Origin of the sequence: Gudongella sp. DL1XJH-153 (assembly GCF_049310905.1) — a bacterium.
GTDB lineage: Bacteria > Bacillota > Clostridia > Tissierellales > Tissierellaceae > Gudongella.
Genome location: NZ_JBMEMN010000030.1, coordinates 1 through 25,590, shown reverse-complemented (window position 1 = coordinate 25,590; position 25,590 = coordinate 1). Strand labels below are relative to the sequence as shown.

The window sequence follows — 25,590 nt, the reverse complement described above, 5'->3', positions numbered from 1 at the left end:
TTTTGATAAAAAAACAGCACCCTCTCTTCAGAGTGTGCTGTTTTTTCAAAAGGGGCTATTTCCCGACAGCCCCTTTTTTGTTGACAGATTGTATTGGAATATGGTTATATGATAGAATACTTTAAAGCGATGGAGAGGAGAGAAGACATGGAAAAGTTTAAGGAATACATAATTAGAGAATATGCTGAAAAGGATCTGGAATGGATAGTTCAGACACACGGAGAGTTGTATAATAAGGAATATGGATTTGACAATACTTTTCCTGAATATGTAAGAGATCCTTTGGATAAATTTCACAGTACCAGAAAAGTTGACAGGGAACAAATCTGGATTGCTGAAAAAAACGGAAAAAAAGTTGGAGTAATAGCAATAGCTTGCTTTGATGATTATACAGCACAACTACGCTGGTTTCTGCTACTTGAGGATGAAAGAGGAATTGGTCTTGGAAACAAACTGATTGAAACGGCTGTGAATTATTCTAAAGAGAAAGGCTATGGGAAGATAATTCTTTGGACAGTAAGCATATTGGATGCTGCTAGACATCTCTATTCAAAGCATGGATTTACAATTGAAGAAGAAATCCCCCATAAAATATGGGGGAAAGATCTTATTGAGGAAAAATGGGATCTAATAATAGACCCTGCTCAGAAATAAACCATGAGGAGGGCATGTAATTCCTGCCTCAGCCCTGATCTTATCCTGAAGGACTTTACCTACATCCTCAATGGACATTTTCTGCTGGCCTACTTCAACCAATGTCCCCATAATAATCCTAACCATATTATGAAGGAATCCATCACCTGTAAAAGTAAAAGACAGAATTGGTCCTTCCTTTACATAACTGATTGAATACAATGTTCTGGTTGTTGATTTCGTTGGCTTCTTGACTGAAGAGAATCCTAGAAAATCATGAGTTCCCTGAAGTATGTCTATTGCTTTGTCAATAGCAAACATATCCAGGGGCTCTTTTATGTGCCAGGAATATTTTCTGTAAAATGGAGATTGATATTCCTCTGTATATAACTGATAAGTGTAAACTTTTTTTAGCGCATTGTACCGACTATGAAATCTATCGCTAACTTCCTGGATCTCAGAAACAAGTATATCCTTTGGAAGATAGTGGTTGATATATTCCTGAATTTCGTTTTCTGTCATGCTTATGTCTGCTTTAAAGTTAGCTACCTGACCAAGAGCATGAACTCCCGCATCAGTTCTACCGGAACCCACGATTTTGATTTCCTTCTTGCACATCTCGCTTATAACATCTTCAAGCTTTCCTTGAATGGTGCGATCTGATTTAGGAAGTCTTTGCCATCCTAGGTATCTGCTTCCATCATACTGAATAATCATTTTATAATTTTTCACATTGATCATCTCCTTAGTATGTAAAGCCTTCACCTTCAACTTCTGTTACATAGGATACTGAGACAAAAGCCTTGTCATCAATATTTCTTATAAAGTCTCTGATCTTAATATACTCACTTCTGGAAACAATAGTGTTTACTATCCTCTTATCCTGGTTTGAAAAACCACCGGTAGCATGATAGATAGTTGTTCCTCTTCCGATTTCTGTGTGAACGTAATCCTTAATCGAATCAAACTCGCTTGAAATAATCAACATATTAATTTTAACGTTGAATCCAGATATCATTTTGTCGATTACAAATGAGTTTATAACAATACCAAGTAGTGCATACATACCTAGTCTTGCTCCAAAAACAAGGCCAGCAAAAATTGTGATAAAGAAATCAGCTGCCAGAAGTGACTTGCCAATATCCATGTGAGTGTATTTGTTTATTATCTTCGCAATAATATCTGTTCCGCCTGTTGATGCATTTTGATTAAATACTATGCCCATACCTACACCATTTATAAGAATTCCAAATATCAGGTTGATGAAAAGGTCATCTGTAAAAGGCCCGGTCATAGGAATCACAAGTTCGAAAAATCCTATCATACCAGACAAAGCAAGTGATGCATACACAGTGTAGCCTCCAAATTCCCTACCAAGAACTATGAAGGCGGTTATAAAAAGTATGATGTTTAGAGCTGCAAGAATTACTCCCATTGGTATTGAGGGAATCAGATAGCTTAAAATCATTGCCAGACCAGTTGCTCCACCGACAGCTAGATTTGACGGGATGAGAAAAAAATACATTCCCATTGTCATAATTAGTAGTCCCAAATTAATAAGCATAAATCTTTTAAAATTAAATTTCATAGATAGTCACCTTTCTTTTTTGTTGCAATCAGAATATTATAGTAAAAATCATACTCAAATGCAAGTATATTATTAATTATAGTTTACATTGCCAGCTTGTACAAATAAAATAGAGGTAAGATGATCTAGTAAAAAATGGGAAGGATTGATTAGATGTCAGATTTATATGGAAAAAGAGAATTTGGAAAGCTAAAACTAAAAAACCCCTTTGTCCTGCCACCGATGGTTGCGTTTGGATTTGCAGGAGAAAACGGTTATGTATCACAAAGAAATATTGACCATTACGATGAGATAACTAAAAATGGTGCTGGATTGGTTATAGTTGAAGCAACATGTATAAATCCAGATGGAAGACTTTCACCAGATCAACTGGCAATATGGGACGATTCTTACATCGAGGGATTGAGTAAACTGGCGGATACAATACATAAAAATGGAGCTGTAGCTCTGATTCAATTACATCATGCAGGCTTAAGCGCCAAGGCGGATGTCACTGATAATCCAGTAACCTCTTCAGATTATGAAAGGAAGGGCAGGCTTTCAAAAGGTATGACCGAGGAGCAGATAAAAGCTACGATAAGTGAATTTGCATCTTCCTCCGAGAGAGCTCAGAAAGCTGATTTTGACGGTGTCGAAATTCACGGGGCACACGGATATCTTTTGACACAGTTTTTCTCAAAGAAGGTCAATAAGAGGACCGATGAGTACGGTGGAAGATTTGAGAATAGAAATTTAATTGCAAAAAAAATCCATGATGAAATTAGAGAAAAGACAAGAGAGGGTTTTATTGTTGGCATAAGGATGGGTTGTAATGACGATACTCTAGAAGAAAGCATAGAGAGGGCAAAAGAGTTTGAAAAAATCGGCTACGATTATCTTCATGTTTCCACTGGCTTTGACAATACCCAAATAGAGGTAGAAGCACCAGCGGACTTTCCATGCAACTGGATAGTATATGGTGGAACGATTATTAAAGAGAATGTAGGAATACCAGTGATTGGAATCAACAAAATTCTTAAAAAAGAACAAATTGATTATCTTCTTGGAAATGAACTTCTAGATTTGGTAGCCATGGGAAGAGCTCAGTTGGCAGATCATGATTATATTGAACACTTGGTTGGGGAAGGGGAGATTGTCACTTGCATTGAGTGCAGACCATGTAAGTGGTTTACAGATGGAACAAAATGCCCAAGGCATATATGAATTGTTGATTTATTCAAATAAAACGGTTATGGGTTCCTGATAAGGGTATATAATTATGGAAATAAAGATTAAAAATAATAAGGAGGCTGACTGATGAACAATGTTGAATTTGCAATCCAGATGGAGATTGACGGTGAAAATTACTACAGAGAACAGGCAGAAAAAAATAAGGGTAATGCACTTGAGAAGGTATTCCTGAATCTTGCCGATGATGAGAAGAAGCATGCTGACCTAGTAAAGAAATATGCAGACGCTATGGATTACAGTTTGGATGAGAAGAACGCATTTGTGGAGTTTGAGAGTGTATTCAAGTCTGAATCTGATTTCAAAGTTGAAGCAAAAGTTGATCCTAATCAGCTGGATGCATATAGATTGGCTCTTAAAAAAGAGCAGGAGAGCATAGACCTGTACAAAAAGATGAATGAAGAAGCAGAGACAGAAAAGGGAAAGAAGTTGTTTGATTATTTGGTAAGACAAGAAGAGTATCATTACAAAATTTTTGATGACATGGTCCAACACCTTAGGAAAGCTGAGGATTGGGTTGAGGATGCAAGATTCGGAAGAAGGGATACTTACTAGACTTGAGGCGGCCGACAGGCTGCCTTGCTTGATTCAGAGGTGAATTTTTTATGAAAAGTTTAATAGTGGTTGATTGTCAATACGACTTTATAGATGGTACGCTTGCGTGTGAAAATGCAGAAAACGCGGTACTTAATATCATAGATTACATTAACAAAAATGATGTCGATGTTTATTACTCCATGGATTGGCACACAAAAGACAACAAAAGCTTCATTGTGAATGGAGGTATCTGGCCAGTTCATTGTTTACAAGGTGAGAGAGGAGCCATGCTACACGAAAAATTCGGTGAACTGATAGACGATTCATCAAAGACACCTAATCCTGAAAATGTTTTTTACAAGGGATTAAACGATGAAATAGAGGAGTATTCAGCATATTCTGCTAAAACAGAGTCTGGAGTAGTGTTAAATGAAGCTGTAGAGGAGAGTGTTGTGGTTTCTGGTATAGCCAGTGAATATTGTGTCAGGGAAACCGCATTGGCTCTTTTAGAGGATGGATTTAAGGTACAGCTACTGTATAGCGGTCTTGGTTATGTGAATAAATCCGATCATTTGAAAAACTTGGAAGATCTTCGAAATAGAGGCGTTAATGTGATTGGTACTGACTGAAGATTCATGACTTAAGGTAGTGATCATGTATTTGATTAGCGAGGAGGCAGAAAGTGAACACTGAAAAAGTTGTATATTTGAATTCTGATGAGGAGTTGGATGAGTTTTCTAAAAAGGAGACCCATATTTTATATTTCAGCTCTGAGAACTGTAATGTGTGTCATTCCGTTTTCCCCAAATTGGTTGAGTTGACATCAGAATATGATGTTGAGATCGGAAGGATTGACGTCAATAAGAATGTTAAGATAGCAGGTCAGCATCTTATTTTTTCAATACCGACTATATTGATCTTCAACGAAGGAAAGGAAGTAGTTAGGGAAAGTAGATTTGTTGATTTTGAAAAGATCAGCAGGACCCTTCAACTCATTTTAACTTAAAACCATATCGTTTAAAAAGGCATTCATAAACTTAGGAATGCCTTTTTTGTTCTTAGTTAGGAAATTGCTACTTTTAGAAACAAAACAAAAAATGACATACTTTAATTAAAAGACATGCCAAAAAGTCCAATGCAGGATTAGACTATTTTTTGTATTCGTAGTGGACACCGCGAATGCCAGTATATGATTTAGGTGTCATAGTACCATCACAAACCTGACAAAAAGGCTGAGGGGGTACCGATGGTTTCAAGTCATCAAAGATATTATCCTCTTCCAGTTGAACAACAATGAATCTTGGAACCCATAATGAATAACCACACTTGGTGCAAATAAACTCAATCAAATCATCATTTTTAGTAAAGCCATCAAGAATGTTCATAATCAACCTCCAATAAGTTCATAATACCTACTATGAACTATTATACAAGTGGGGTCTTAGATTATCAATATAAGGGTTATTGGAAGGACTGAATATTTCAAGCAATTTCATTGTGTGTCCACAAGAGCATGCTAAAGGATCAACACCAAAAGCCAAAAGGATTCTAGCACGCCAATGAGAATGCCTCTTCCTGAAAAGTCTTTTGGAGTGACTTTGCAGAAGATAGAGCTTAGAGGAGTTGACATGCTTTCTAGCATAAAGACCGTAGTAACGAATCATTTTAAAGTGCTCGTCAGGGATATGGATAATCAGCCTTTTGATAAATTCAATAGCAGTAATCTTTTCAACAACGCGCTGACCATCCTCATGTCTTTCATAGTAGAAAGTCACAAACTCGCCATCATAATCTAAAATGCGGGATTGAGCCATGGCAGGTCTACCAGTATAACGGATAATGTATTGAATGGAGTCAGAGGACTTGGAGTTCATATTGCTCTTGGCATAGACATAGAATCCATCAGGATAAGTATTAAAAAGAAATGTTTTCAGTTTGTAGAAATCATTTCCAAGGTGTTCATGAAGCATATGAAGCAAAGTGGCCTGCCACCTTTTTCTAAGCATACTGAAAGGGATATGAGAAACCTTGCGCCAGACAGTCCTGTTGCCAGAAGCACCTTCAGTGACAAGCATATGGATATGAGGGTTCCATTTCAGGTCTCTGCCAAAGGTATGCATGGTAGAAACGATGCCAGGTTTAAAGCCTTCAGACTTTTTAAGGCTGGCAAACCAAGAGAGCACAGTATCTGCGCTGGCCTTAAAAAGCACATGAAGAAGTTTTCTATCCTTCTGGAAAAAGACTCGCAGCTCCTGGGGGATAGTGAAGACAATATGCCTATGTGTACAATTGATAAGCTTGGAAGAGATAGAATCAGCACGGTTCTGAGTATACTTGGACCCGCAAGAAGTACAGAAACGACTTTTGCAGGTGAAGAAAACATGCTTGACCTTACCGCAATGCTCGCAAAAGTAGATGGCATGACCCATAGAAGGTTCGCCACACATCAGTATCTTGTTGACATTACTGATAACGGCAGGGCGGATGGGATAACCTTGGGAGAGAAAATACTCCCAGTGATCAGAAAAGATGTGTTTGAATTTAAAGGTCTTACCGGACATAATATCACCAATCAATATATAACCAAAAATGACCGGTAAGACAACAAAGAAAGTATAAAATTTAAGAAAAAGTTAGATTATCGACGATTCTTTAACGCGTCGAAGACGCTTTTTTTAAAAAGTCATATTTTTGGGTATTATCCAAGTAGATGTAAAATTACAGAAAATGGAGGAATGGTTATGTATATCAAAGACATTATGACCAAGGATGTTATAACAGTTACTTTAAATGATAATGTAGAAAAATGTGCTTCGTTGCTAATAAAGCACAACCTAAGTGGTTTACCTGTTTTGGATGAGTCAGGAAAGCTAGTTGGCATAGTAACAGAAGGCGATCTTATAAGAAGAGCATCAAGGATAAAGGGCCCAGCTGTTTTGGAGGTTCTAGGTGGAATGATATATCTTGATAGCCCAAAGAAGTTCATGGATGAATTAAAAAGCTCCATGGGACAAAAAGCAAAGGATATTATGACAAAAAAGGTCATAACGATTGACCCCAATCAGACCATTGAAGAAGGTGCAACACTATTGGTAGAAAAAAACGTTAAGCGTCTGCCGGTTATAAATAAGGAAGGAGAGCTTGTAGGAATAGTCTCAAGAAGAGATATCATGAGTTATCTTTTCCCAGAGCAGTAGTAGAAATTAGTGATTGTAAGGGGGCGGAGTATGGTTAAAAGAAAAGAAGGAGTTTTGTTGAGTATTATGGCATTTGTCATGTATGTTGTTATGGTAGGCACAAATGCAATGGCGAATATCTTGCCAATAAATGGTATGACAACAGGGGAGGTTTCAGACAGCCTGCCCAATTTGTTTGCTCCTGCTGGGGTTACCTTTTCTATTTGGGGAATTATATATCTATTATTGGGAGTTTATTCAATCTATCAGATCATATACATAAACCGTGGAAAAGGAGAAGGTGCTGGACTTAAGAGAGTCAATATATTTTATATAATCACATCTGTTGCAAACAGTATCTGGATATACCATTGGCATCATGGAAATGTAGGAATAACAGTCGTCTTAATGCTTGCAATCCTGGTTTCTCTTATTGTGATAGTACTTACCCTTAGGTCCATGGTGACTGCAGGAGATAAAATGCTTTGGGCAACGCTTCCATTTAGTGTATATTTTGGCTGGATAACAATAGCAACAATAGCAAACATAACTGCATTGCTTGTTGATATCGGTTGGGATGGCTTTGGTGTGACTGAGTCTTTGTGGACTATAGCCATATTGATTGTCGGATTGATGATTGGTGGAGCTACTATTTGGAAACTTGAAGATAAAGCCTACGGAGCCGTTATGGTATGGGCATATAGTGGGATACTGATTAAACATACTTCTCCGGAGGGTTTCAATGGAGAATACCCTGGAGTTATTGTGACAGCAGGAATCGCAATAGGAATATTCTTAACCATAATATTTCTTGCATCAAGGAAATCGAGAAATAAAAGATTTATGTTCAAGAAGAACCAAGGGTTTTAAATTCCTTTAAGGGGGTAGAATATCAGTATTATTCCGTGAATTAAAGCGAGAAAATAAATGGAACAATAACAAAATGAGGTGAAAAGATGAGTCTGGTTAAAATGTATGGAGTTTCATTTACCGTATTCTTCGCAATAGACCTAATATGGCTTGGATTGATTGCAAAGAATCTTTACAGAGAACACTTGGGATATATAATGAGCCCAAATGTCAACTGGGTTGCTGCCATGGGATTCTACGTATTCTACATCGCAGGTTTGATTTTCTTTGCAATAGCACCTGCAATAGAAAGAGATAGTCTGATATACGCAGCATTTGTAGGTGCTTTTTTTGGGTTTATAACATATGCAACCTACGATATGACAAATCTGGCAACATTAAAGGATTGGCCAGTATTTATAACTGTTGTGGATATAATATGGGGAACAGTTCTTTGTGGACTTACAGCTTCAGTAAGTTTTCTTATTCTGAAGGCTATAGGAGTCTGATTTAGGAGGGGATTTTATGACAATGAATAAGCTAAATGGAGAGGACCTGTACTATGCCTTCTTATCAGGTGCAAACGAGGTGATAAAACAGAAATATGAACTTAACAGAATCAATGTATTTCCCGTACCTGATGGAGATACAGGATCAAATTTGGCATTTACAATGTACACAATTGTAGAAGAGGCCAGAATAAAACAGACCGTTAAGCAAACAATGGAGTCCATAGCAGAAGCTGCTTTAAATGGAGCCAGGGGAAATTCTGGTATAATTTTTGCTCAGTATATTAATGGGATGTATATGGAAATGACTGAAGACGATGATGTCACAGTTGAAGGTTTTACTCATCTTGCAAACCAGGCTGTCCAGTATGCATACAAGTCAATTGCCGAGCCGGTAGAAGGTACAATGATTACGGTTATAAAGGACTGGGCTTTGTCTCTTCAGGAATATAGGGGTAAGGCGGCTGATTTTGGAGAGTTGATGGGGGACTCACTTCTGGCTGCTGCAGATTCATTAAAGAGAACACCAGAAAAATTGAAAGTTCTTAGGGATGCTCACGTTGTTGACTCAGGAGCCAAGGGATTTGTACACTTCCTGGAAGGATTTATTAAATTCATTAAAACCAATGAAAAAGTTCACTTTGAAGAAGATTATTCAGATATTCTTATTCAAACTGAGGATATGCATATTATGGATAACATGGATCTTCATTTCAGATATTGTACTGAGGCACTGATTCAAGGTGAGAATCTGGATGTTGATAACATAAAACATGATATAGCAGATATTGGGAATTCTTTAGTTATAGCGGGAAATAGAAACAAAGTTAGAATTCATATACATGCAACTCAACCGGAAGAACTTTTTAGAAGGCTGAGGAAGCATGGAAGAATAATTCAGCAAAAGGCAGATGATATGAAGCGGCAGTTTGAAGCTATACATTCAAGGGCTTATCCAATAGCTCTTTTGACGGATTCAATTGCAGATCTCCCCAAGGAGGTAATGGACAAGTATCAGATATACATGCTGCCGTTGAATCTTATGGCAGATGGAAGCAATTACCTTGATAAGACCACAATATCATCTGAGTATTTCTATAAGCTTATGGATGAAATAGATGAGTACCCCTCATCATCTCAGCCAAGTTCAGTTATAGCAGAGGATTATATAAGATTTCTACGGTCTAATTATTCAAAGGTTATTGTAATAACGGTTTCAGATAAAATGAGTGGAACCTTGAATACTTTCAAAAAAGCTTTGGAAAAATTGGGAATAGATGATGGAAGCGTTGCATTGATTGATTCAAAAAGAAATTCTGGAGCGGAAGGCCTGATAGTCATGAAGGCTGCAGAAATGATTCATGAAGGAATGGATTTTCAAGAGATCTTGGATAAGCTTGACTCAATAATACAAAGAAGTGAAATATTTGTAAGTGTTACTGACCTGAAGTATATGGTAAAGTCAGGAAGAATTAGCAAATATGTTGGTTTTGCTGCCAATACATTGAATTTCAAGCCGGTTGTTTCCATAGACAAGGAAGGGAATGGTTCAATAATCGGAAAAGCATTTTCAGTTGATTCAAATACAAAAAAGATATACTCGCTGGTAGAGGAGATCAACAAGGAAAAAGGAATCGAAAGATATGCAATTGTTCATGCAGATGCATTGGAAAGAGCCAAGGATTACGAGAAGTATCTAGTTGATACATTAGGCAAGGAACCGGAATATATTATGGATATTTCGACTATTGTCGCAATGAGTGCTGGGATTGGAACTGTAGGGGTTGCTCTTATAAGCAACTAGAAAGGGGGGCTATTATGGAGAACTATCTTGTAACTTTGTTAGTATTGTTTATATATTTCAACATTGTGTTTGCAATTGCTCAATCAAAAAAGAACAATGGTCTTATTGATATAGCATGGGGATTTGGATTTGTGGTTGTAGCAGTAACAAGCTATTTGATATCTGCTGAGTATACTTTAAGAGGATCAGTTATAACAATTTTGGTCCTTCTTTGGGGTTTGAGACTTTCCTGGCATCTGTTCAAGAGGAACTGGAACAAAAAAGAAGACTATCGATATGTTGCAATGAGGGAGAAGTGGGGATCAAAAAACCATGCGGTAATGGCTTACATCAGGGTTTTCATGTCTCAGATGGCACTCTGTTTTATAATAGCTCTTCCAATTATGATAACAAACTTTAGCAGTGTAGAAGGCTTGGTGATCTTGGATTTTGTTGGAATCGCAATATGGATAATCGGTTATTATTTTGAGGTTGTCGGTGATGCTCAGCTTAAAGAGTTTATCAGCAATCCTGAGAACAAAGGGAAACTTATGAAATATGGATTGTGGAAGTACACCAGGCACCCCAATTATTTTGGAGAGGCTACAATGTGGTGGGGAATATTTCTGATTTCCCTATCTGTACCAGGATCATTACTTGGTATAATAAGTCCAATTACAATAACCACTCTTTTGTTGTTTGTATCTGGAGTTCCGCTTCTTGAAAAAAAATATAAGGATCACCCGGAATGGGATGAATACGCAAGAAAAACCAGTAAGTTTATTCCAATGCCACCAAAGGATCAATAGAATAGATCAATTACTTCGGAGGTGCATAGAATGTCAAATAAACCTGTAATTGTAGTAAGCAACTGTCTGGGATTTTGTAACTGTAGGTATGATGGTCAGGTTATCAATGATAAATTTGTAAAGGATTTGGAGTCGTATGTAGAATATATCACGGTATGTCCAGAGGTTGACATTGGTCTTGGCGTTCCACGGGATTCAGTCAAATTGGTTAAGGTAGACGGTAAGGCAGAGCTATATCAGCCAGGACAGGACAGATATGTAACAAAGGAAATGGACGAGTACTCAGAAAAATTTTTATCATCATTGGACCATGCAGATGGATTTATCCTTAAGGGTAGATCTCCTTCCTGTGGCATCAAGGATGTTAAATATTATCAATCAATGGTAAAAGGAGCAAGCTCTGAAAAGGGAGTAGGAAGGTTTGCGGAAAAAGTATTTGAAAAGTTTCCATTCAGTGCAATTGAAGAAGAGGGAAGATTGACAAATCTCGCCATAAGGGAGCATTTTCTTACAAAATTGTATACAAATATGAGATTCAGGGAGATTAAGGATGGAAAACATAAGGACCTTGTCGATTTTCATACTCGACATAAGTATATACTGATGTCATACAGCCAGAAAGAGTTAAAATCAATGGGTAAGATCGTAGCCAATCATCAGAATAAAAAGTATGAAGACTTGTATAATGAATATAAGGAACATCTTGGCAGTGCAATGGAAAAAGCTCCAAAATTCACAAATCAATTGAATACTCTCATGCACGTTATGGGTTATTTTTCTGATTATTTATCAAAGGAAGAAAAGGAGTATCTATTAAAAAGCCTTGATAAATATAGAAAGAGAAAAATCCATCTAAGCGTTCCTGTAGGAATATTAAGAGGGTATGCCATAAAGTATAAACAGGAGTATATTCTTGGGCAATACTTATGGGAACCTTTTCCCGAGGATATGCTGGATATAAGCGATACTGGCAAGTAATTGGCTCAAGGACCAGATTAAAGGTCCTTGAGTTCTTTTATGTATTCACTTATTCTATCGATGGTTTGAGATCTGAAATCCCTTGAAGAAGCGGGATATGGGGAATTGGTTTTCAGGTAGTCCACGAAAGCCTGAGTCATATATGGTTCATTGATCGCAAAGCTTATTGAAGGTGAACTGTACTTCATTACAATCAGACCAAGATTTTCCTTTGCATAGATGGTAAGCTCATCGTTCATATTTTCAACTATAAAAACTGTGTAATTCGGATGATGCTTTAGAAGACTAATTATATTTTCAAGCTGAGTTCGAAAAGTAAACACATCATAATATACTGGACTTCCCGTAAAGGCAGTAAAGCCAACGGGAATTTTTTTTTCAATTACTTCAGAGTAATCAGGGAGCTTGATTATCTCCGTAAACTTGTTTGTATCAAGTAGATTGATAAAAGAATGAATTCTTTTTTTATGAAAGTCGAATAATATTTCCCTTTCTTCCTTTGAATGATTTCTAAGGAATTTTTCTATTGCAAACAATGGAAGAGTTATTGAAGATAAGGCTCTGGATTTCAGTATGCAATCACCATTCTCATATTCAAATTCATTTATTGTATTCATAAGGAATCTATTTGAAGACGAGTTAAAAATTTTCATAAGGGGCCTACACAGCTTCAGAAAATCATCAAATTCATAAAGCAAAGAATTGACAGCAACTTGGTCAGTTAGATAAAGATTAAGATTATTGCTCGTATCTCTCCCGATTGAATTGGATGAAACTGCGCACAAGCCAGGTGTGATAAAAATAGTCCTTCTAAAATTTACATCCCTGGTTCTTGGATAATAATAAGGTTCAATGTTTCCTGTCAAATAAAAAGGCATCCACTCGTTTATAGCAGCAAACATTTCATCAAGGGACCTTGTAATGGTATGCACAATTTTAACCTTGTTTCCTTTTTGAAGAACTTGCATAAATAGTCTAGACCATTCCAGTGTAAATTTTGGGTCGTCAATCAACCAAGACAAATCTTCATCACTATAGAGATATAGAGTATGAGTCTTCCTGCTGTTCAATGTTTCCATAAGAAACCTTAGTACTGCGGACCGTTTGCCTTCAATTCCGTGGTATATATCCTGCAGAGGAGAGTGTGAATAATTGATTCCGGTATCCATTTGTACAGTGGACTGTTTCCTGAAGCTGAAATCATTCAGTTCCTTGATAAAGTTTCCAACATTACTGTTTTGTTCATCATTGCTGTTTCTTAACCAATTTTCAACAATCGCTTCAAGACTCTTACCTTCCTGCTTAAGCGGGATGTTATCTGAGATAAGCTTGTCCTTTAAGCCTTGCAGATGATAATCCTCCTTGCACCTTTTAACAAGGGCAACTGAAATTGGGGAAATATAGTTCTCATTACGCGAGGGCTTTCTGGACCCTGACCGAAGTCGGCTTATAAAAGAAGGATCCAGCGATGTATGCTTAGCAAGTGTACTATTGCTGGTATTTGTAAGATTCAATAGAAAGTCCAATTTATCGCTAAAATTCATAAAACCACCCCTTTAGCTGATTATAGCAAAGAAAAGTATAAATATGCAATATATTGTCATGATTAGTGACACCTAAATGACAATGACAGATTGGTAATGGACAACATTTTGATTATATAGTGGGTATAATAATACTGAGGTGAAGGTTATGAATTATCAGATCAAATTAAAAACAGGTTTTTTTAAGACATTAAAGTATAGTATGACAGTTGAGGAAGATGAGTTGATTCTAAGACCGGAGCTGCGTGAAGGATTCGATTTAATAGCTATCAAGAATGAAGATGTTCTTGAGTTGGGATTTATAAGATATCCTGGGGGAAAGCTTGAATTTGAAATAATAACAACGGGAGCATATTACTTTGGATGCATATCACCAGACAATGATGCTGAAGAACTAATTAGAGTTTTAAAGAATAGTTTTGGTAGAAGGTTGATTGTTGAATAGGAATCCTTGGACCTAGTTATCCAAGGATTCCTATTTATTTATTGGGAAATTGCTAGATGCTTTTCCCATAGCAACAAAAATTGACAATCTATCGAAAAGAAACTACAATATTACTTGATGCATAATATGATAATGATTGGAGAATCTAAATGACCTTGATGAGAAAGGCAGCAGGAAAAATAGTTTATGGTACAGGCCAGCTTTTGTCCTTTATTTTTGACCTGTTCATTGGAATAGCTGAGATAACAGTAGGTCTTGTAATTGGCATAGCAAGAGGCTTTGCAGCATTGATAGGAATGGGAGGATGTCTCATTCTGTTTTTACTGTTTAGTCCATTTGGGTTGATGATTCTATTCAATCCCATAACTTTACTGGTAATTTTGTTTTTTATTATATTCCCAATACTTGGACAGAAATTTATATCTTTTCTTAAGTACTGGAGATACATAATCACGGAGTATTTGTATGACCTGGGAAGCTATTTGATGGATGGCAAGGGTCAACATAAATCCTTTTCTGAATATGGTCACAAGTATCAAAAGATGGAAGAGGAAAGAATCAGGCAGGAAAGGGAGAAGAGACAGGAACAACAGCAGAAGGAATGGGAAGAAAGATTCAGGCAATGGCAAAGGTACCAAAGACAGGGCAATGGACAGTACTGGCAAGGCCAAGGTAGTTACACAGGTCAGCAAACCTATGCAAATCCAATAACTGAATTTAAGCAGAAATATACAAAGAGCTGTGACATGCTAGGATTACCATATGACACGGACAAGTATCAGGTTAAGCTTGCTTACAGGAAGAAAGCAAAGGAATACCATCCTGATATAAATAAATCTTCTGATGCAACCAGTAGATTCCAGCAAATAAACGATGCTTACGAGTTTTTAAGTGATGAAAACATCGAAAGGTATAAAAGCATAGGTTCTTGATATTGATAACATTCAGGGGAGGACTCTAGATGAAATACTTTTATTATGATACTGAAATCGGATATCTTACTGTAGCAGAAGCTGATGGAAAAATAACTGAGGTTAAATTTGGCAAAAAAAACTACCCGGACTCCCTCAGAGAAGAAACACCTTTAATAAAAGAAGCAATCAAACAAATCAGGCAGTATCTGGAAGGTAAAAGAGAAAAATTTGAGTTGCCGCTTCAATTAGCAGGTACACAGTTTCAGGGTAATGTATGGGATGCATTAAACAAAATACCATACGGTGAAACCAGAAGCTACAAAGAAGTGGCTTTAATGACAGGAAATCCAAAAGCTTATAGAGCTGTGGGAAATGCAAACAACAAGAATCCAGTGGCAATAATTGTCCCCTGACACAGGGTAATTGGAGCCAACGGTGATTTGGCAGGATTCGGTGGAGGAATAGAAATCAAGAAGAGATTGCTTGAATTAGAGAATAAGAATGACCACTTCCAGTAGGGAGTGGTCATTCTAGTTAACACTTGTTCATCATAATATCCAGGATTACAGAATCGGTATTGCTCATTCCTTCGGTTGAAACCCTTGCAAGGTTTGTGATAGATTCTTCAACAGTTGCTCCCAGAATACCGTTATCAGAGGGAATTCTTATACCTTGTCTAGCCATGGCTGATGCATCCACGGCAGCATCCACGGATATTCCAAGTTTATATGCACAGCCGATTTTGGCTCCATCACAGAACATTCCAGAAACGCCTGCAATCATATTGATAATAGAGCTCTTGATCTGGTCAATAGAACCACCCATCATATAAGTTAGCCCAGCGCTACAGCCAAGACCTGCTGCAACGGCACAGCCGCAAACAGGGCTTAATGCTCCCAGTTGTACTTTCACATAGATAGTGACCAGATGGCTAAGAGCAACAGAACGTTTGATTTTTTCGCTGCTATAATCAAGCTCAGTTCCTATGATGGACAATGGTATAATGGCAACCAGCCCATGATTTCCAGATCCGGCGCTACTCATTACAGGAAGCGGATATCCGGTCATTCTGGCTTCTGAGGCAGCTACTGTATAAGCTTTTGCTTTTGATTCAATATCGTTAGCCTTGTTTATGTAGTGTTTACCTATTCCAAGTCCCAATTCCTCAATCAATCCAACCTGGGCAAGTTTCAAGTTCATATCAATACCTGTCTGGATAAAGTCCAGTTCATCAGATGGAACTTCATTGACAAATTCAACAAGCTCCTGAATTGGATAATCTAGAATCTGCAATTTAATATCACTATTGTTTTTATTCCCATCTGCATTATTGCTTTCAAGTGTTCTTTTATCCAAAATCACGTGATCGTTTATAGATTCGAAGGCAATGTTAGTATGGGCATCCTCAATAATTACCTTGGAAACTTCAGACTTGGTTTTTGCAATTATTTCAATAAACAAAGATGTCTTTGACTTATCCAAAGTGACTGTAATATTACCTGTAGACAACATCTCAAGAGCCCTGGAAATGCTTTCTTTATCCACATCCTTGAAAACTTCCAGACCATATTCTGTTTTTCCAACTTCAAGTGCAAGAGCTGAGGCAAAGTGGAGTCCTCTCTCCTGGGTTCCCGGAATGCCAACACTCATGCCGTTCTTAAGAATATTATTATTCACTGTAATATTTAGCTCGATGATTTGTCCTGATAATAGTTCCTTTGCCCTTGTTACTGCGAGTGCAACCGCTGCAGGCTCTGTACAACCAAGTGCAGGAGTAACCTGATCTTTAAGAATTTCAATAAGTATATTGTTTTTAAACATTTTATCACCTCTATCTATATTGATTGCAAGTATTATGCCAAGATAGTGATTGTATAAAAAGGTGTATTTAAGGGGCTTCTATTTAATATATCCAAATATTTATTGTATTAATTTCTCAATAATGATAATCTTGAGATAGCAAGAGTATGGAAAGCTTGTATTAAAGAGATTTTAGAGTTTCGCAAATAATAGAATTAATTATCAAAAATGAGAAAGGTGATTTGATGAGTTTGTTGAATAGTATCAGGTCAGAATTACAGCATATAGTTGAAGCCATGTATTCTGTAACAAATGTTGATATAACAATAGTTGATCAGGAGCTTAAAAGGGTTGTGGGAACAGGAGTGCATGGCAATGCAATAGGGATGTTGGCACCATTAAATTCTGCTTTTCACAAGTGTATAACAACCGGGGAGCAATATCTAATAGAAAAGCCAAGGGAAGAAAGCATATGTATCGATTGTGAAAACAGAGAAAACTGTGTAGAACTGGTTGAAATTTGCCTGCCAATTGACTACAATGGTGAAATAATTGGAGTCCTTGGACTTTGTGCTTTTGACGAAATTGCAAGGAATAATCTTCTTACCAACACTGATGGATACAGAACTTTTGAAAACCAACTAACAGGAATAATAAATACAATGCTAAAAGAGAAGGATTACGGACAGATGTTGGAATATAGATCAAACGAAATGTTTACACTTATCAACTCCCTAAACGAAGGGATAGTGGTTTTGGATAAAAATCAAAGAATTGCAACTATGAACAGCTATATTCAGGATAAACTCAATATTAAGGATAATGCTACAGGTCTATCTGAAATAATTCCAGAAAGCGTAATCATCCAGCTTTCCGAAACAGATTTCAGTGGAGAGATTGGACCTGTATCAATTGGAAATGATAATTATATCATACAGAGTAATCCAATCGAAGGGAATAATCTCCAGCAAGGGTACATACTTATATTCAGTGACTTCAACAAGATGAAAAAATCAGTTCTGAAATCACAGAAGGTCAAAGACATAGTTACATTTGACCACATATTGGGAGAAAGCGAATCTATTAAAAGCGCCAGGAGGCAAGCCATACAAGTAGCTGAAAGTGAAGCTTCAGTAATGATAATGGGAGAAACCGGAACTGGCAAGGAAGTTTTTGCAAGAGCCATACACCATGCTGGCAAAAGAAGTGATCAGGTCTTTATGGCCTTAAATTGTGGTGCGATCCCCGAGAATCTAATAGAAAGTGAACTATTCGGATACGAACAGGGTTCGTTTACCGGAGCTAACAAAACAGGAAGGCAAGGCTACTTTGAAGCGGCGACAAAGGGAACATTGTTTCTCGACGAAATCGGAGAACTGCCATATCTGATGCAGGTTAAACTATTAAGGGCTCTGGAAGAAAAAGAAATTACCAGGATTGGTGGACACAAAGGAATTAAGGTCAATCCCAGAATAATTTCAGCAACTCACAGAAACATCGATACTATGGCCAGAGAAGGTACATTCAGGGAAGATCTATTTTATAGGTTAAATATTGTACCAATTCAGATACCACCCTTAAGGGATAGAGGATATGATGTTTTGATACTGGGCAAGTATTTTCTGGAGCATTTTGGGAAGGTATACGGAAAAGAATTTATTGGATTTAGTCAAGATGCTGAAAATCTACTCCTTAAATACAGATTTCCAGGAAACATAAGGGAATTGAAGAATCTAATTGAATATGCAGTTATATTCTCCGATGGTTCAAAGGTTACTGCTGAGCATATCAAGGGGAAGATACCAATAAATCTATTAGATGAATCAAGAACTCTGACAGAGCTTACCAGGGAGTATGAAAGGGAGCTTATCAGTTCGAGAATACAGATGCTGGGCGAAGGTGTAGAGTCAAAAAAAATCCTTGCAAAGAAACTAGGAATAAGTCTTGCTACCTTATACAGAAAATTGGACTAATGCTTATAGCTTCTTAAGAAAAAAATACGCCTCCTAAGAGGCGTAAAAGAATCCAAGAATAGTTGGATAATATAGTGCAAGTATTGCCAGTGCTGCGGAAACCCAGAATATAATTCTTGTGGTTTTTCCGGCATTTTTCTTTTCTATCCTACTGTAGGTTATATATAGAAGAATGCCAGTTATTATGACAAAAATTGGCTTATACTTAGTTAAATTCGCAAAATATGCAGTACCTACAGATCCCAAACCCAGGGATGCCAATATAAGGCCTCCACTTCAGCAAAGGGATGCTGCCACTGCAGTAAAAATTGAAGAAACGCTCATTAGTTTTTCTTTCATTACGACACCTCCATACCCTAAGGGGGTTTAATGATATTTTAATTCTAACATACATTTTGTTTATTTTCAAATCAAGTCATAATACATTTTTCTGAATGCCATTCCAATTGTTTTGAATCACTCAATAGTGGTAATAGTATAGTAATAGATATGATAGATGATCTTGACGCAGCAAACTGGTTTTGTTGCGTGGAAATACAAATGAAAGGGGTTTATCTATGGAAAAATTAGACCTTGATATTTTAAAAGAAATGTCCCAGAGGGACCTAAGTGGGCTTGTCTCAATTTACTTACCTACTTCCAAAAAAGGACAAGAAGTAAATCAAAGCAGAATAAGGCTAAAAAACCTTTTAAGGGATGCCGAGAATGACTTGATTGAGAAGGGTTTCTCACCTGTGGATGCCCAAGCCAAGCTAAAACCGGCAGCAAGACTTCTTGATGAGACAATTTTTTGGCAAAATCAAAATAGAGGACTTGCCATACTGATTTCACCAGAGGGAATGAATTATTACAGACTACCCTTTGAGGTTGAAGAATTGGCCATGGTTTCAAACAGATTTTATATCAGACCACTGATTAAATTTGTCACTTCTATTGAAAGATTCAACATATTGACACTGAGCCAGGATGAAGTGAAACTTTATGAAGCAGATCCATATGATATAAGGAAAATTGAAGCACCAAAAATAGACCAGCTGGTTGCTGACTATGTACCTGGTCACGAGTTGCACCAGGAGTCAACAAGTCCCAAAGGTGCTGCTTCAGGAGCAGGACCTGGGATGCATGGATACAATGAAATGAGTAAAACAGAGAAAAACGAGATTTCGAATCATCTTAGAAATATCGATAAAGAGGTACGCAGCATGCTTAAAGATGCAAAACATCCTCTAATAGTATATTCAGTTGACTACATTTATCCAATGTACAGAGATGTCAGTTCGTATTCCAATCTTATGGAAGAATCAATTAAAGGTAGCCCGGAAGGTGTCGGAGAAAAAAATATACATCAAAAAGCGATGGATATCTTTGCACCCAAGATTGAAAAAAGACTCAAGAAGGAATTTGAAAAATTTAAAACTCTTTTAAATACAGATTCCAAGTTGGGCAGCGACAGCATTGCAAAAATTGTCCTTTCAGCTAAATCCGGAGGAGTGGATACACTCTTTGTTGCTGAAGATGTACAGAAATGGGGATTTTTCAATGAAGAAAAAAATACTCTTGAAATAAACAATAAAGAGGATCTTGGTCATGTTGACCTGCTGGATCATGCTGCCATAATGACACTTGTAAATGGCGGTAAAGTGCATGTTCTTGAAAGGGAAAAAATGCCTTCAGGAAAACCAATCGCAGCCATATTAAGATTCTAGAGACCTGAATTGTATAAGGGTACACTGAAAATCTTGTGTACCCTTATAATTTTGAGTAAAATTTGAAAAAGTGGAGGTAAGATGAGGTGAAAAATTTTATCACAACAAAATGGCTCAAGGAAAATCTTGACATGGAGAATCTGTTGATTTTTGATGTCAGATACGAGCTTGGAAATGAGTCCTATGGTGAAGAAGAGTATAATAAAGGGCACATAAAGGGAGCAATATTTGTACCTATGGAGGGTTTGCTTACAGGAACGGTAAGAGAACATGGCGGACGACATCCATTGCCGGACATGGAAGAATTTGCCAGAAGAATAAATGATTTAGGGGTGGATGATTCCAAAACTGTGGTGATTTATGATGATGGAGAACTTGCCATGGCAGGAAGATTGTGGTGGATGCTCAAGTATATTGGGAAAGTGGAGGTATTTCTTTTAAAGGGTGGAATAAAGGAATGGAAGGACAAAGGCTACAGTTTATCCTTGGAGAAGCTTGACCCTTCAAAGGGAGGAGAACTAACTCTTAAGATAAAAAACAGCATGATTGCAGATGTCGGCGATGTTAGGCAAGCAATTGAAAAAGTCGATGAAGTAATCGTAGATTCCAGAACACCAGATAGATATAAAGGTGAAATTGAGCCAATCGACAGAATTCCTGGACATATCCCGACAGCAGTGAATTACCCATGGACCGAGCTTGTTGAAAACCTGGGCGAAATTGATACAGAGAAGCTTGCAGCACATTACAGTGATTTGGCACAGTATAAGAAGATAATTGTTCATTGTGGATCAGGGATAACCGGTACAGTAAATATTATGTTTATGGATGAAATTGGTCTGGAGCCGGTTCTTTATCTGGGAGGATACAGTGACTGGATTAGCTATGATCAAAATAAAATTGTTGATGAAACAAAATGAATAGACAGAAATACTTATTCCAATACCATCAATCAGCTACATAAAATATGATGGTATGCTTTTTAAGGATTGTTTACAATGGATATTGGATGAGGTAATATTATACTATGTTCAAACGGTTGCACAATTAAGTAGAATTTTTTGGGAAGTAGGTGAGGAACAATGAAAAAGAGAAAAAGCGGGATTTTGCTATCTGTTTCATCACTGCCAGGAGAATATGGAGTAGGTGATTTTGGGAAAGAGGCATACAGATTTGTCGACTTTCTAAATGAAGCAAGACAGAAATACTGGCAGATTCTACCTTTAGGGGTTACAAGCTATGGGGATTCTCCCTATCAATGCCTGTCTTCCTTTGCCGGTAATCCGTATTTTATAGATCTGGATGAATTGATGCAACGAGGATATATATCCAGGGAAGAAGTATCAGTCGAAAATTTAGATGCAGAAGAAGATAAAGTAGATTATGGAAAACTCTATAATGGAAAATACAGACTTCTTAGAAAAGCATACAAAATGGGAAAGCATGAACTCTGGTCTGAGCTTAGACTTTTTTATGGCGAAAACAAGGACTGGTTAAGAGAATTCGCATTATTTATGACCATAAAAGAGCTGCATAATGGCAGGGCTTGGCAGCTATGGGACCAGGAGTATAGAGACTTCCATAGCCAAGAAACCAGTGAAATTGAAAAAATAGAAGAAGAAAAGTTCTTTTTCTGGGTTTTCACTCAGTATTTTTTTACTAGACAATGGACCAGACTAAAGGATTATACAAACGGTAAGGGAATCAAAATAATTGGGGACCTGCCAATTTATGTTTCAGCAGATAGTGCTGATTTGTGGGCAAATCCATCACTTTTTAAACTGGATAAGAATTTTGAACCCATAACAGTTGCTGGAGTACCACCTGACTATTTTACAGCTACTGGACAATTGTGGGGAAATCCAGTCTATGATTGGGAGGCAGTGGAAAAGAATGATTACAGATTTTGGATTAGAAGAATTGAGCACAGCTTTAGACTGTATGATACATTGAGGATTGATCATTTCAGAGGATTTGAGTCCTTCTGGGAAGTTCCTGCAGGATCCATTGATGCGGTGAACGGAAAGTGGGTCAAGGGTCCTGGAATGAAACTTTTCAATAAAATCAGAGAGGCGTTGGGATCGCTGGATATAATTGCCGAAGATCTTGGCTTTCAGACTGAACAGGTGGAGGAGCTGATTAGAGAAACTGGGTTCCCAGGAATGAAGATTCTACAATTTGCATTTGACCCAGTTGGAGACAGTGATTACCTTCCACATAATCATGAGAGAAATTCGGTTGTTTACACTGGAACCCACGACAATAAAACTGTCAGAGATTGGATTGACACAGCTCCTAAAAAGGAGAAAGAATTTGCAATAGAATATCTTAAGTTGGAGGATGAAACCGAGGGATACAACTGGGGACTTATTCGTGGAGCATGGTGTTCAGGAGCATATCTTTCTGTGGCACAGATGCAGGATTTTCTGGACTTGGGTTTGGAATCAAGAATGAACATACCTGCAACATTGGGTAACAATTGGACCTGGAGAGTCAAAAAATCAGATATTAACAGCACGCTGGCAAAGAGAATAGCCAAACTTACCAGGACTTACAGGAGGGATTAATTTGTTTAATCACGAAAATTTGAAAAAAAGAATAGATCTTTATGCAATGACCACCTTTGGTGGTGAGTTTAAACAACTTCTGGATTCAGAGAAATATGTAGTTTTGTCAAAAGCAATGATGGAGAACATAGTTCCATATTGGAATGACTCCAGAAAGGAAACAGAGGGAATGAAAAAAGCATATTATTTATCATCAGAGTATCTATTGGGAAGATTCCTTACAAACAACCTTATTGCAATGGACACAAAGGATGATGTGAAAAGAATGCTGGAGGAGATGGGTGTGGATTACAATGAGATTGAAGAGTCTGAGGAGGACCCAGCTCTTGGTAATGGTGGTCTGGGAAGACTTGCAGCATGCTTTTTGGATTCCGCAGCCACACTAGGATATCCAATGGATGGATACGGGATAAGATACGACTTCGGTCTATTTAAACAGAAGATCGTTGACGGGGAGCAGGTAGAGGTTGCAGACAATTGGACTAAATATGGTGATCCCTGGGGAATAAGAAAAGTGAGTGAAATTGTCCGAGTAACCTTCAAAGGCAGCGAAATTTACGCAGTACCCTACGATTATGCTGTAATAGGATATGGCAAAAAACTTATAAATACATTAAGACTCTGGAAGGCAGAGTCCTTGGAAGAATTTGATTTTAGAGCATTCAATGACCAGAAATATGACCAGGCTGTAAAAGCAAAGAACGATGCTGAAAACATAGCAAAGGTTCTTTATCCCAATGATTCATACGAAGAAGGTAAAAAACTAAGATTGAAACAGCAGTACTTTTTTGTTTCTGCATCTCTTCAGGATATGATAAGGAAGTTCAAGAAAAAGGACATTGGTCTTGAGAAATTTCCTCAATTCCATTCAATACAGCTGAATGATACTCATCCTGCTGTTGCCATACCAGAGCTTATGAGACTATTGACAAGAAAAGAGGGCTTGGGTTGGGATGAAGCATGGGCAATTACAACTGCCACATTCGCATACACAAACCATACACTTCTTGCCGAGGCATTGGAGCAATGGCCAGAAAGATATTATCAGGAGTTGATTCCACAGGTATATGATGTCATTACAAAAATTAATTCAATGCTCCTTGAAGATCTTAGGAAAAAGGGAATACATGACCATGACCTGAGCCGTTATGAAATAATTCATAATGGAAACATCAGAATGGCCTGGATGTCAATATATGGTTCAAAATCAATAAATGGAGTTGCTAGGCTTCATACGGATCTTCTTATAAACAAGGAACTGAACTACTGGTATAAGTTGTATCCCGAGAAGTTCAACAATAAAACAAATGGAATAACACAAAGAAGATGGCTACTGCAATCCAATCCTGAATTGTCAGAACTTGTTACTGAACTCCTTGGTTCAGAGGAATGGATTACAGATCTGAAGAAGTTAAAAGACTTGGGAAAATATACTAATGACGACGAAGTGATGGAGAGATTCCTGGATATCAAAGGAACAAAAAAACAGCAACTTGCAGAATATATCAAGCAAGAGGAAGGTGAAGACATTGATCCGGATTCATTGTTTGACATTCAGATTAAAAGACTACACGAATATAAAAGACAGCTTCTCAATGCATTCCATATTCTGTATCTTTACTATGAGATCAAGGAGAATCCTGAAAAGAATACAGTACCAAGAACCTTCATATTTGGTGCAAAGGCAGCTCCTGGATATGTAAGGGCAAAAGCCATTATCAAGTTTATTAATGATATTGCAGGGTTAGTGAAAAATGACCCCTTGATGAAGGGCAGGCTCAAAATAGTATTCGTTCAGAATTATAGAGTATCCTACGCTGAGAAGTTGTTCCCGGCAGCAGATTTGTCAGAACAGATTTCAACTGCAGGTAAAGAAGCATCGGGTACAGGGAATATGAAATTTATGCTCAATGGTGCTCCCACAATCGGAACCTATGATGGAGCAAACATAGAAATAGTCGAAGAAGCAGGAGAAGAAAACAACTATATTTTCGGACTTAGGGTGGAGGACATCGAAGAGATTAAGGATACCTACAATCCAGAAGCAATTTATCAGAATAATCCCAAATTGCGAAGGGTAATGGACACCTTGATAGATGGAACTTTCGAAGATCAAGATGGGGCTTACAGAGAGCTGCACAACTCATTGCTCTACGGTGCACATTGGCATAGGGCAGACAATTATTTTATCCTTAAAGACTTTGATGAATACCGGAAGACACAAGAAAAGGTTGATATCGATTACAGGGATAGATTAGGTTGGGCGCGAAAATGTTGGTTAAATATGTCAAATTCGGGTAAATTTAGTTCAGATAGAACTATTGAGCAGTATGCCCAGGATATTTGGAATATAGATAAAATTTAGGTCAAGGGGCTTAGCCCCTTAGGATCTTTAGTACAAGGATTTAATTCCATCCGAAAGGATGGATTAAATTATATATTTTTGAATTTAATGCAAGCGTATGCACAAAATGAGATAGTGTAAAGTAGCTTATGAAAAGAAGAACTACAATGAATAGCTACTACTTAGAGGATAATATTGAAGTTCAATC

At 37.4% G+C, this 25,590-nt stretch carries 26 protein-coding genes; 19 read left to right on the top strand and 7 right to left on the bottom strand.

Annotated features, from left to right (window positions below):
- Positions 1–147: 147 nt before the first annotated feature.
- Positions 148–654, top strand: a complete 507-nt coding sequence (locus ACOEN1_RS10900; RefSeq protein WP_422486932.1) for a GNAT family N-acetyltransferase — start codon at positions 148–150, stop codon at positions 652–654.
- Here the strand turns inward: ACOEN1_RS10900 and truA are convergent.
- Positions 628–1,365, bottom strand: coding sequence for a tRNA pseudouridine(38-40) synthase TruA (gene truA, locus ACOEN1_RS10895; RefSeq protein ID WP_422486931.1), 738 nt, complete (start codon positions 1,363–1,365; stop codon positions 628–630). The genes ACOEN1_RS10900 and truA overlap by 27 nt on opposite strands.
- Positions 1,366–1,378: 13 nt before the next feature.
- The gene (locus tag ACOEN1_RS10890) at positions 1,379–2,221 is read right to left on the bottom strand and encodes a YitT family protein (RefSeq protein ID WP_422486930.1); all 843 of its coding nucleotides are present in this window, start codon (positions 2,219–2,221) and stop codon (positions 1,379–1,381) included.
- Positions 2,222–2,374: 153 nt separating this feature from the next.
- On the opposite strand from ACOEN1_RS10890, the gene ACOEN1_RS10885 reads away from it, so the two are divergent.
- The 4 genes from ACOEN1_RS10885 (at position 2,375) to ACOEN1_RS10870 (ending at position 4,991) form a co-directional block, all read left to right on the top strand.
- Entirely contained in the window at positions 2,375–3,424 is a 1,050-nt protein-coding gene (locus ACOEN1_RS10885) for an NADH:flavin oxidoreductase (protein ID WP_422486929.1), read from the top strand.
- A gap of 93 nt (positions 3,425–3,517) precedes the next feature.
- Entirely contained in the window at positions 3,518–4,003 is a 486-nt protein-coding gene (locus ACOEN1_RS10880; RefSeq protein WP_422486928.1) for a ferritin-like domain-containing protein, read from the top strand.
- Positions 4,004–4,053: 50 nt separating this feature from the next.
- Complete coding sequence (locus ACOEN1_RS10875; RefSeq protein ID WP_422486927.1) at positions 4,054–4,614, top strand: isochorismatase family protein; 561 nt, start codon at positions 4,054–4,056, stop codon at positions 4,612–4,614.
- Positions 4,615–4,667: 53 nt separating this feature from the next.
- Positions 4,668–4,991, top strand: a complete 324-nt coding sequence (locus ACOEN1_RS10870) for a thioredoxin family protein (RefSeq protein ID WP_422486926.1) — start codon at positions 4,668–4,670, stop codon at positions 4,989–4,991.
- A 142-nt stretch (positions 4,992–5,133) separates the two neighbouring features.
- Here the strand turns inward: ACOEN1_RS10870 and ACOEN1_RS10865 are convergent, their stop codons facing one another.
- Together ACOEN1_RS10865 and ACOEN1_RS10860 are read right to left on the bottom strand one after the other, a co-directional pair.
- Positions 5,134–5,370 (bottom strand): hypothetical protein, encoded by a 237-nt coding sequence (locus ACOEN1_RS10865; protein WP_422486925.1) that lies wholly within the window; start codon positions 5,368–5,370, stop codon positions 5,134–5,136.
- 30 nt (positions 5,371–5,400) lie between these two features.
- Positions 5,401–6,546: an IS91 family transposase gene (locus tag ACOEN1_RS10860; RefSeq protein ID WP_422486933.1), complete on the bottom strand. Its 1,146-nt coding sequence runs from the start codon at positions 6,544–6,546 to the stop codon at positions 5,401–5,403.
- Positions 6,547–6,726: 180 nt separating this feature from the next.
- Between ACOEN1_RS10860 and ACOEN1_RS10855 the strand changes: the two genes are divergently transcribed.
- From ACOEN1_RS10855 to ACOEN1_RS10830, 6 genes are all read left to right on the top strand, one after another.
- Positions 6,727–7,182, top strand: coding sequence for a CBS domain-containing protein (locus ACOEN1_RS10855; RefSeq protein WP_422486924.1), 456 nt, complete (start codon positions 6,727–6,729; stop codon positions 7,180–7,182).
- 30 nt (positions 7,183–7,212) lie between these two features.
- Positions 7,213–8,031 (top strand): hypothetical protein, encoded by an 819-nt coding sequence (locus tag ACOEN1_RS10850; protein ID WP_422486923.1) that lies wholly within the window; start codon positions 7,213–7,215, stop codon positions 8,029–8,031.
- A gap of 86 nt (positions 8,032–8,117) precedes the next feature.
- Positions 8,118–8,519: a DUF2177 family protein gene (locus tag ACOEN1_RS10845; RefSeq protein ID WP_422486922.1), complete on the top strand. Its 402-nt coding sequence runs from the start codon at positions 8,118–8,120 to the stop codon at positions 8,517–8,519.
- 16 nt (positions 8,520–8,535) lie between these two features.
- Positions 8,536–10,323, top strand: a complete 1,788-nt coding sequence (locus tag ACOEN1_RS10840) for a DAK2 domain-containing protein (RefSeq protein WP_422486921.1) — start codon at positions 8,536–8,538, stop codon at positions 10,321–10,323.
- A 14-nt stretch (positions 10,324–10,337) separates the two neighbouring features.
- Positions 10,338–11,111 (top strand): DUF1295 domain-containing protein, encoded by a 774-nt coding sequence (locus tag ACOEN1_RS10835; protein WP_422486920.1) that lies wholly within the window; start codon positions 10,338–10,340, stop codon positions 11,109–11,111.
- A gap of 30 nt (positions 11,112–11,141) precedes the next feature.
- Positions 11,142–12,089 carry a YbgA family protein gene (locus ACOEN1_RS10830; protein WP_422486919.1) on the top strand — a complete coding sequence of 316 codons (948 nt, stop codon included), beginning with the start codon at positions 11,142–11,144 and terminating at the stop codon, positions 12,087–12,089.
- Positions 12,090–12,106: 17 nt separating this feature from the next.
- On the opposite strand, the gene ACOEN1_RS10825 is transcribed toward ACOEN1_RS10830, so the two are convergent.
- Positions 12,107–13,633 (bottom strand): hypothetical protein, encoded by a 1,527-nt coding sequence (locus tag ACOEN1_RS10825; protein ID WP_422486918.1) that lies wholly within the window; start codon positions 13,631–13,633, stop codon positions 12,107–12,109.
- Between the two features lie 148 nt (positions 13,634–13,781).
- Here ACOEN1_RS10825 and ACOEN1_RS10820 point away from each other — a divergent pair, with 148 nt between their 5' ends.
- From ACOEN1_RS10820 to ACOEN1_RS10810, 3 genes are all read left to right on the top strand, one after another.
- Positions 13,782–14,078: a hypothetical protein gene (locus ACOEN1_RS10820; protein ID WP_422486917.1), complete on the top strand. Its 297-nt coding sequence runs from the start codon at positions 13,782–13,784 to the stop codon at positions 14,076–14,078.
- 149 nt (positions 14,079–14,227) lie between these two features.
- A complete protein-coding gene (locus tag ACOEN1_RS10815) occupies positions 14,228–15,010 on the top strand; it encodes a DnaJ domain-containing protein (RefSeq protein WP_422486916.1) in 783 nt (260 codons plus the stop codon).
- 29 nt (positions 15,011–15,039) lie between these two features.
- Positions 15,040–15,510, top strand: coding sequence for a methylated-DNA--[protein]-cysteine S-methyltransferase (locus ACOEN1_RS10810; protein ID WP_422486915.1), 471 nt, complete (start codon positions 15,040–15,042; stop codon positions 15,508–15,510).
- Between the two features lie 16 nt (positions 15,511–15,526).
- Here the strand turns inward: ACOEN1_RS10810 and ACOEN1_RS10805 are convergent, their stop codons facing one another.
- Complete coding sequence (locus ACOEN1_RS10805) at positions 15,527–16,813, bottom strand: serine dehydratase subunit alpha family protein (RefSeq protein ID WP_422486914.1); 1,287 nt, start codon at positions 16,811–16,813, stop codon at positions 15,527–15,529.
- Positions 16,814–17,037: 224 nt separating this feature from the next.
- Between ACOEN1_RS10805 and ACOEN1_RS10800 the strand changes: the two genes are divergently transcribed.
- Positions 17,038–18,765 (top strand): sigma-54 interaction domain-containing protein, encoded by a 1,728-nt coding sequence (locus ACOEN1_RS10800; RefSeq protein WP_422486913.1) that lies wholly within the window; start codon positions 17,038–17,040, stop codon positions 18,763–18,765.
- 33 nt (positions 18,766–18,798) lie between these two features.
- On the opposite strand, the gene ACOEN1_RS10795 is transcribed toward ACOEN1_RS10800, so the two are convergent.
- Positions 18,799–19,026 carry a hypothetical protein gene (locus ACOEN1_RS10795; protein WP_422486912.1) on the bottom strand — a complete coding sequence of 76 codons (228 nt, stop codon included), beginning with the start codon at positions 19,024–19,026 and terminating at the stop codon, positions 18,799–18,801.
- 296 nt (positions 19,027–19,322) lie between these two features.
- Here ACOEN1_RS10795 and ACOEN1_RS10790 point away from each other — a divergent pair, with 296 nt between their 5' ends.
- The 4 genes from ACOEN1_RS10790 (at position 19,323) to ACOEN1_RS10775 (ending at position 25,403) form a co-directional block, all read left to right on the top strand.
- Positions 19,323–20,471, top strand: coding sequence for a hypothetical protein (locus ACOEN1_RS10790; protein WP_422486911.1), 1,149 nt, complete (start codon positions 19,323–19,325; stop codon positions 20,469–20,471).
- An 86-nt stretch (positions 20,472–20,557) separates the two neighbouring features.
- Positions 20,558–21,391: a sulfurtransferase gene (locus ACOEN1_RS10785; protein ID WP_422486910.1), complete on the top strand. Its 834-nt coding sequence runs from the start codon at positions 20,558–20,560 to the stop codon at positions 21,389–21,391.
- Between the two features lie 162 nt (positions 21,392–21,553).
- Entirely contained in the window at positions 21,554–23,038 is a 1,485-nt protein-coding gene (gene malQ / locus ACOEN1_RS10780) for a 4-alpha-glucanotransferase (protein ID WP_422486909.1), read from the top strand.
- A gap of 1 nt (position 23,039) precedes the next feature.
- Positions 23,040–25,403 (top strand): glycogen/starch/alpha-glucan phosphorylase, encoded by a 2,364-nt coding sequence (locus ACOEN1_RS10775; protein WP_422486908.1) that lies wholly within the window; start codon positions 23,040–23,042, stop codon positions 25,401–25,403.
- Positions 25,404–25,590: the final 187 nt, after the last annotated feature.

Excerpts from the sequence above, each read along its gene's own strand:
- ACOEN1_RS10900 (WP_422486932.1), top strand. The coding sequence starts at position 148 with ATGGAAAAGTTTAAGGAATACATAATTAGAGAATATGCTGAAAAGGAT.
- ACOEN1_RS10890 (WP_422486930.1), bottom strand. The coding sequence starts at position 2,221 with ATGAAATTTAATTTTAAAAGATTTATGCTTATTAATTTGGGACTACTA.
- ACOEN1_RS10885 (WP_422486929.1), top strand. The coding sequence starts at position 2,375 with ATGTCAGATTTATATGGAAAAAGAGAATTTGGAAAGCTAAAACTAAAA.
- ACOEN1_RS10880 (WP_422486928.1), top strand. The coding sequence starts at position 3,518 with ATGAACAATGTTGAATTTGCAATCCAGATGGAGATTGACGGTGAAAAT.
- ACOEN1_RS10875 (WP_422486927.1), top strand. The coding sequence starts at position 4,054 with ATGAAAAGTTTAATAGTGGTTGATTGTCAATACGACTTTATAGATGGT.
- ACOEN1_RS10865 (WP_422486925.1), bottom strand. The coding sequence starts at position 5,370 with ATGAACATTCTTGATGGCTTTACTAAAAATGATGATTTGATTGAGTTT.
- ACOEN1_RS10860 (WP_422486933.1), bottom strand. The coding sequence starts at position 6,546 with ATGTCCGGTAAGACCTTTAAATTCAAACACATCTTTTCTGATCACTGG.
- ACOEN1_RS10855 (WP_422486924.1), top strand. The coding sequence starts at position 6,727 with ATGTATATCAAAGACATTATGACCAAGGATGTTATAACAGTTACTTTA.
- ACOEN1_RS10850 (WP_422486923.1), top strand. The coding sequence starts at position 7,213 with ATGGTTAAAAGAAAAGAAGGAGTTTTGTTGAGTATTATGGCATTTGTC.
- ACOEN1_RS10845 (WP_422486922.1), top strand. The coding sequence starts at position 8,118 with ATGAGTCTGGTTAAAATGTATGGAGTTTCATTTACCGTATTCTTCGCA.
- ACOEN1_RS10840 (WP_422486921.1), top strand. The coding sequence starts at position 8,536 with ATGACAATGAATAAGCTAAATGGAGAGGACCTGTACTATGCCTTCTTA.
- ACOEN1_RS10835 (WP_422486920.1), top strand. The coding sequence starts at position 10,338 with ATGGAGAACTATCTTGTAACTTTGTTAGTATTGTTTATATATTTCAAC.
- ACOEN1_RS10830 (WP_422486919.1), top strand. The coding sequence starts at position 11,142 with ATGTCAAATAAACCTGTAATTGTAGTAAGCAACTGTCTGGGATTTTGT.
- ACOEN1_RS10825 (WP_422486918.1), bottom strand. The coding sequence starts at position 13,633 with ATGAATTTTAGCGATAAATTGGACTTTCTATTGAATCTTACAAATACC.
- ACOEN1_RS10820 (WP_422486917.1), top strand. The coding sequence starts at position 13,782 with ATGAATTATCAGATCAAATTAAAAACAGGTTTTTTTAAGACATTAAAG.
- ACOEN1_RS10815 (WP_422486916.1), top strand. The coding sequence starts at position 14,228 with ATGACCTTGATGAGAAAGGCAGCAGGAAAAATAGTTTATGGTACAGGC.
- ACOEN1_RS10805 (WP_422486914.1), bottom strand. The coding sequence starts at position 16,813 with ATGTTTAAAAACAATATACTTATTGAAATTCTTAAAGATCAGGTTACT.
- ACOEN1_RS10800 (WP_422486913.1), top strand. The coding sequence starts at position 17,038 with ATGAGTTTGTTGAATAGTATCAGGTCAGAATTACAGCATATAGTTGAA.
- ACOEN1_RS10790 (WP_422486911.1), top strand. The coding sequence starts at position 19,323 with ATGGAAAAATTAGACCTTGATATTTTAAAAGAAATGTCCCAGAGGGAC.
- malQ (WP_422486909.1), top strand. The coding sequence starts at position 21,554 with ATGAAAAAGAGAAAAAGCGGGATTTTGCTATCTGTTTCATCACTGCCA.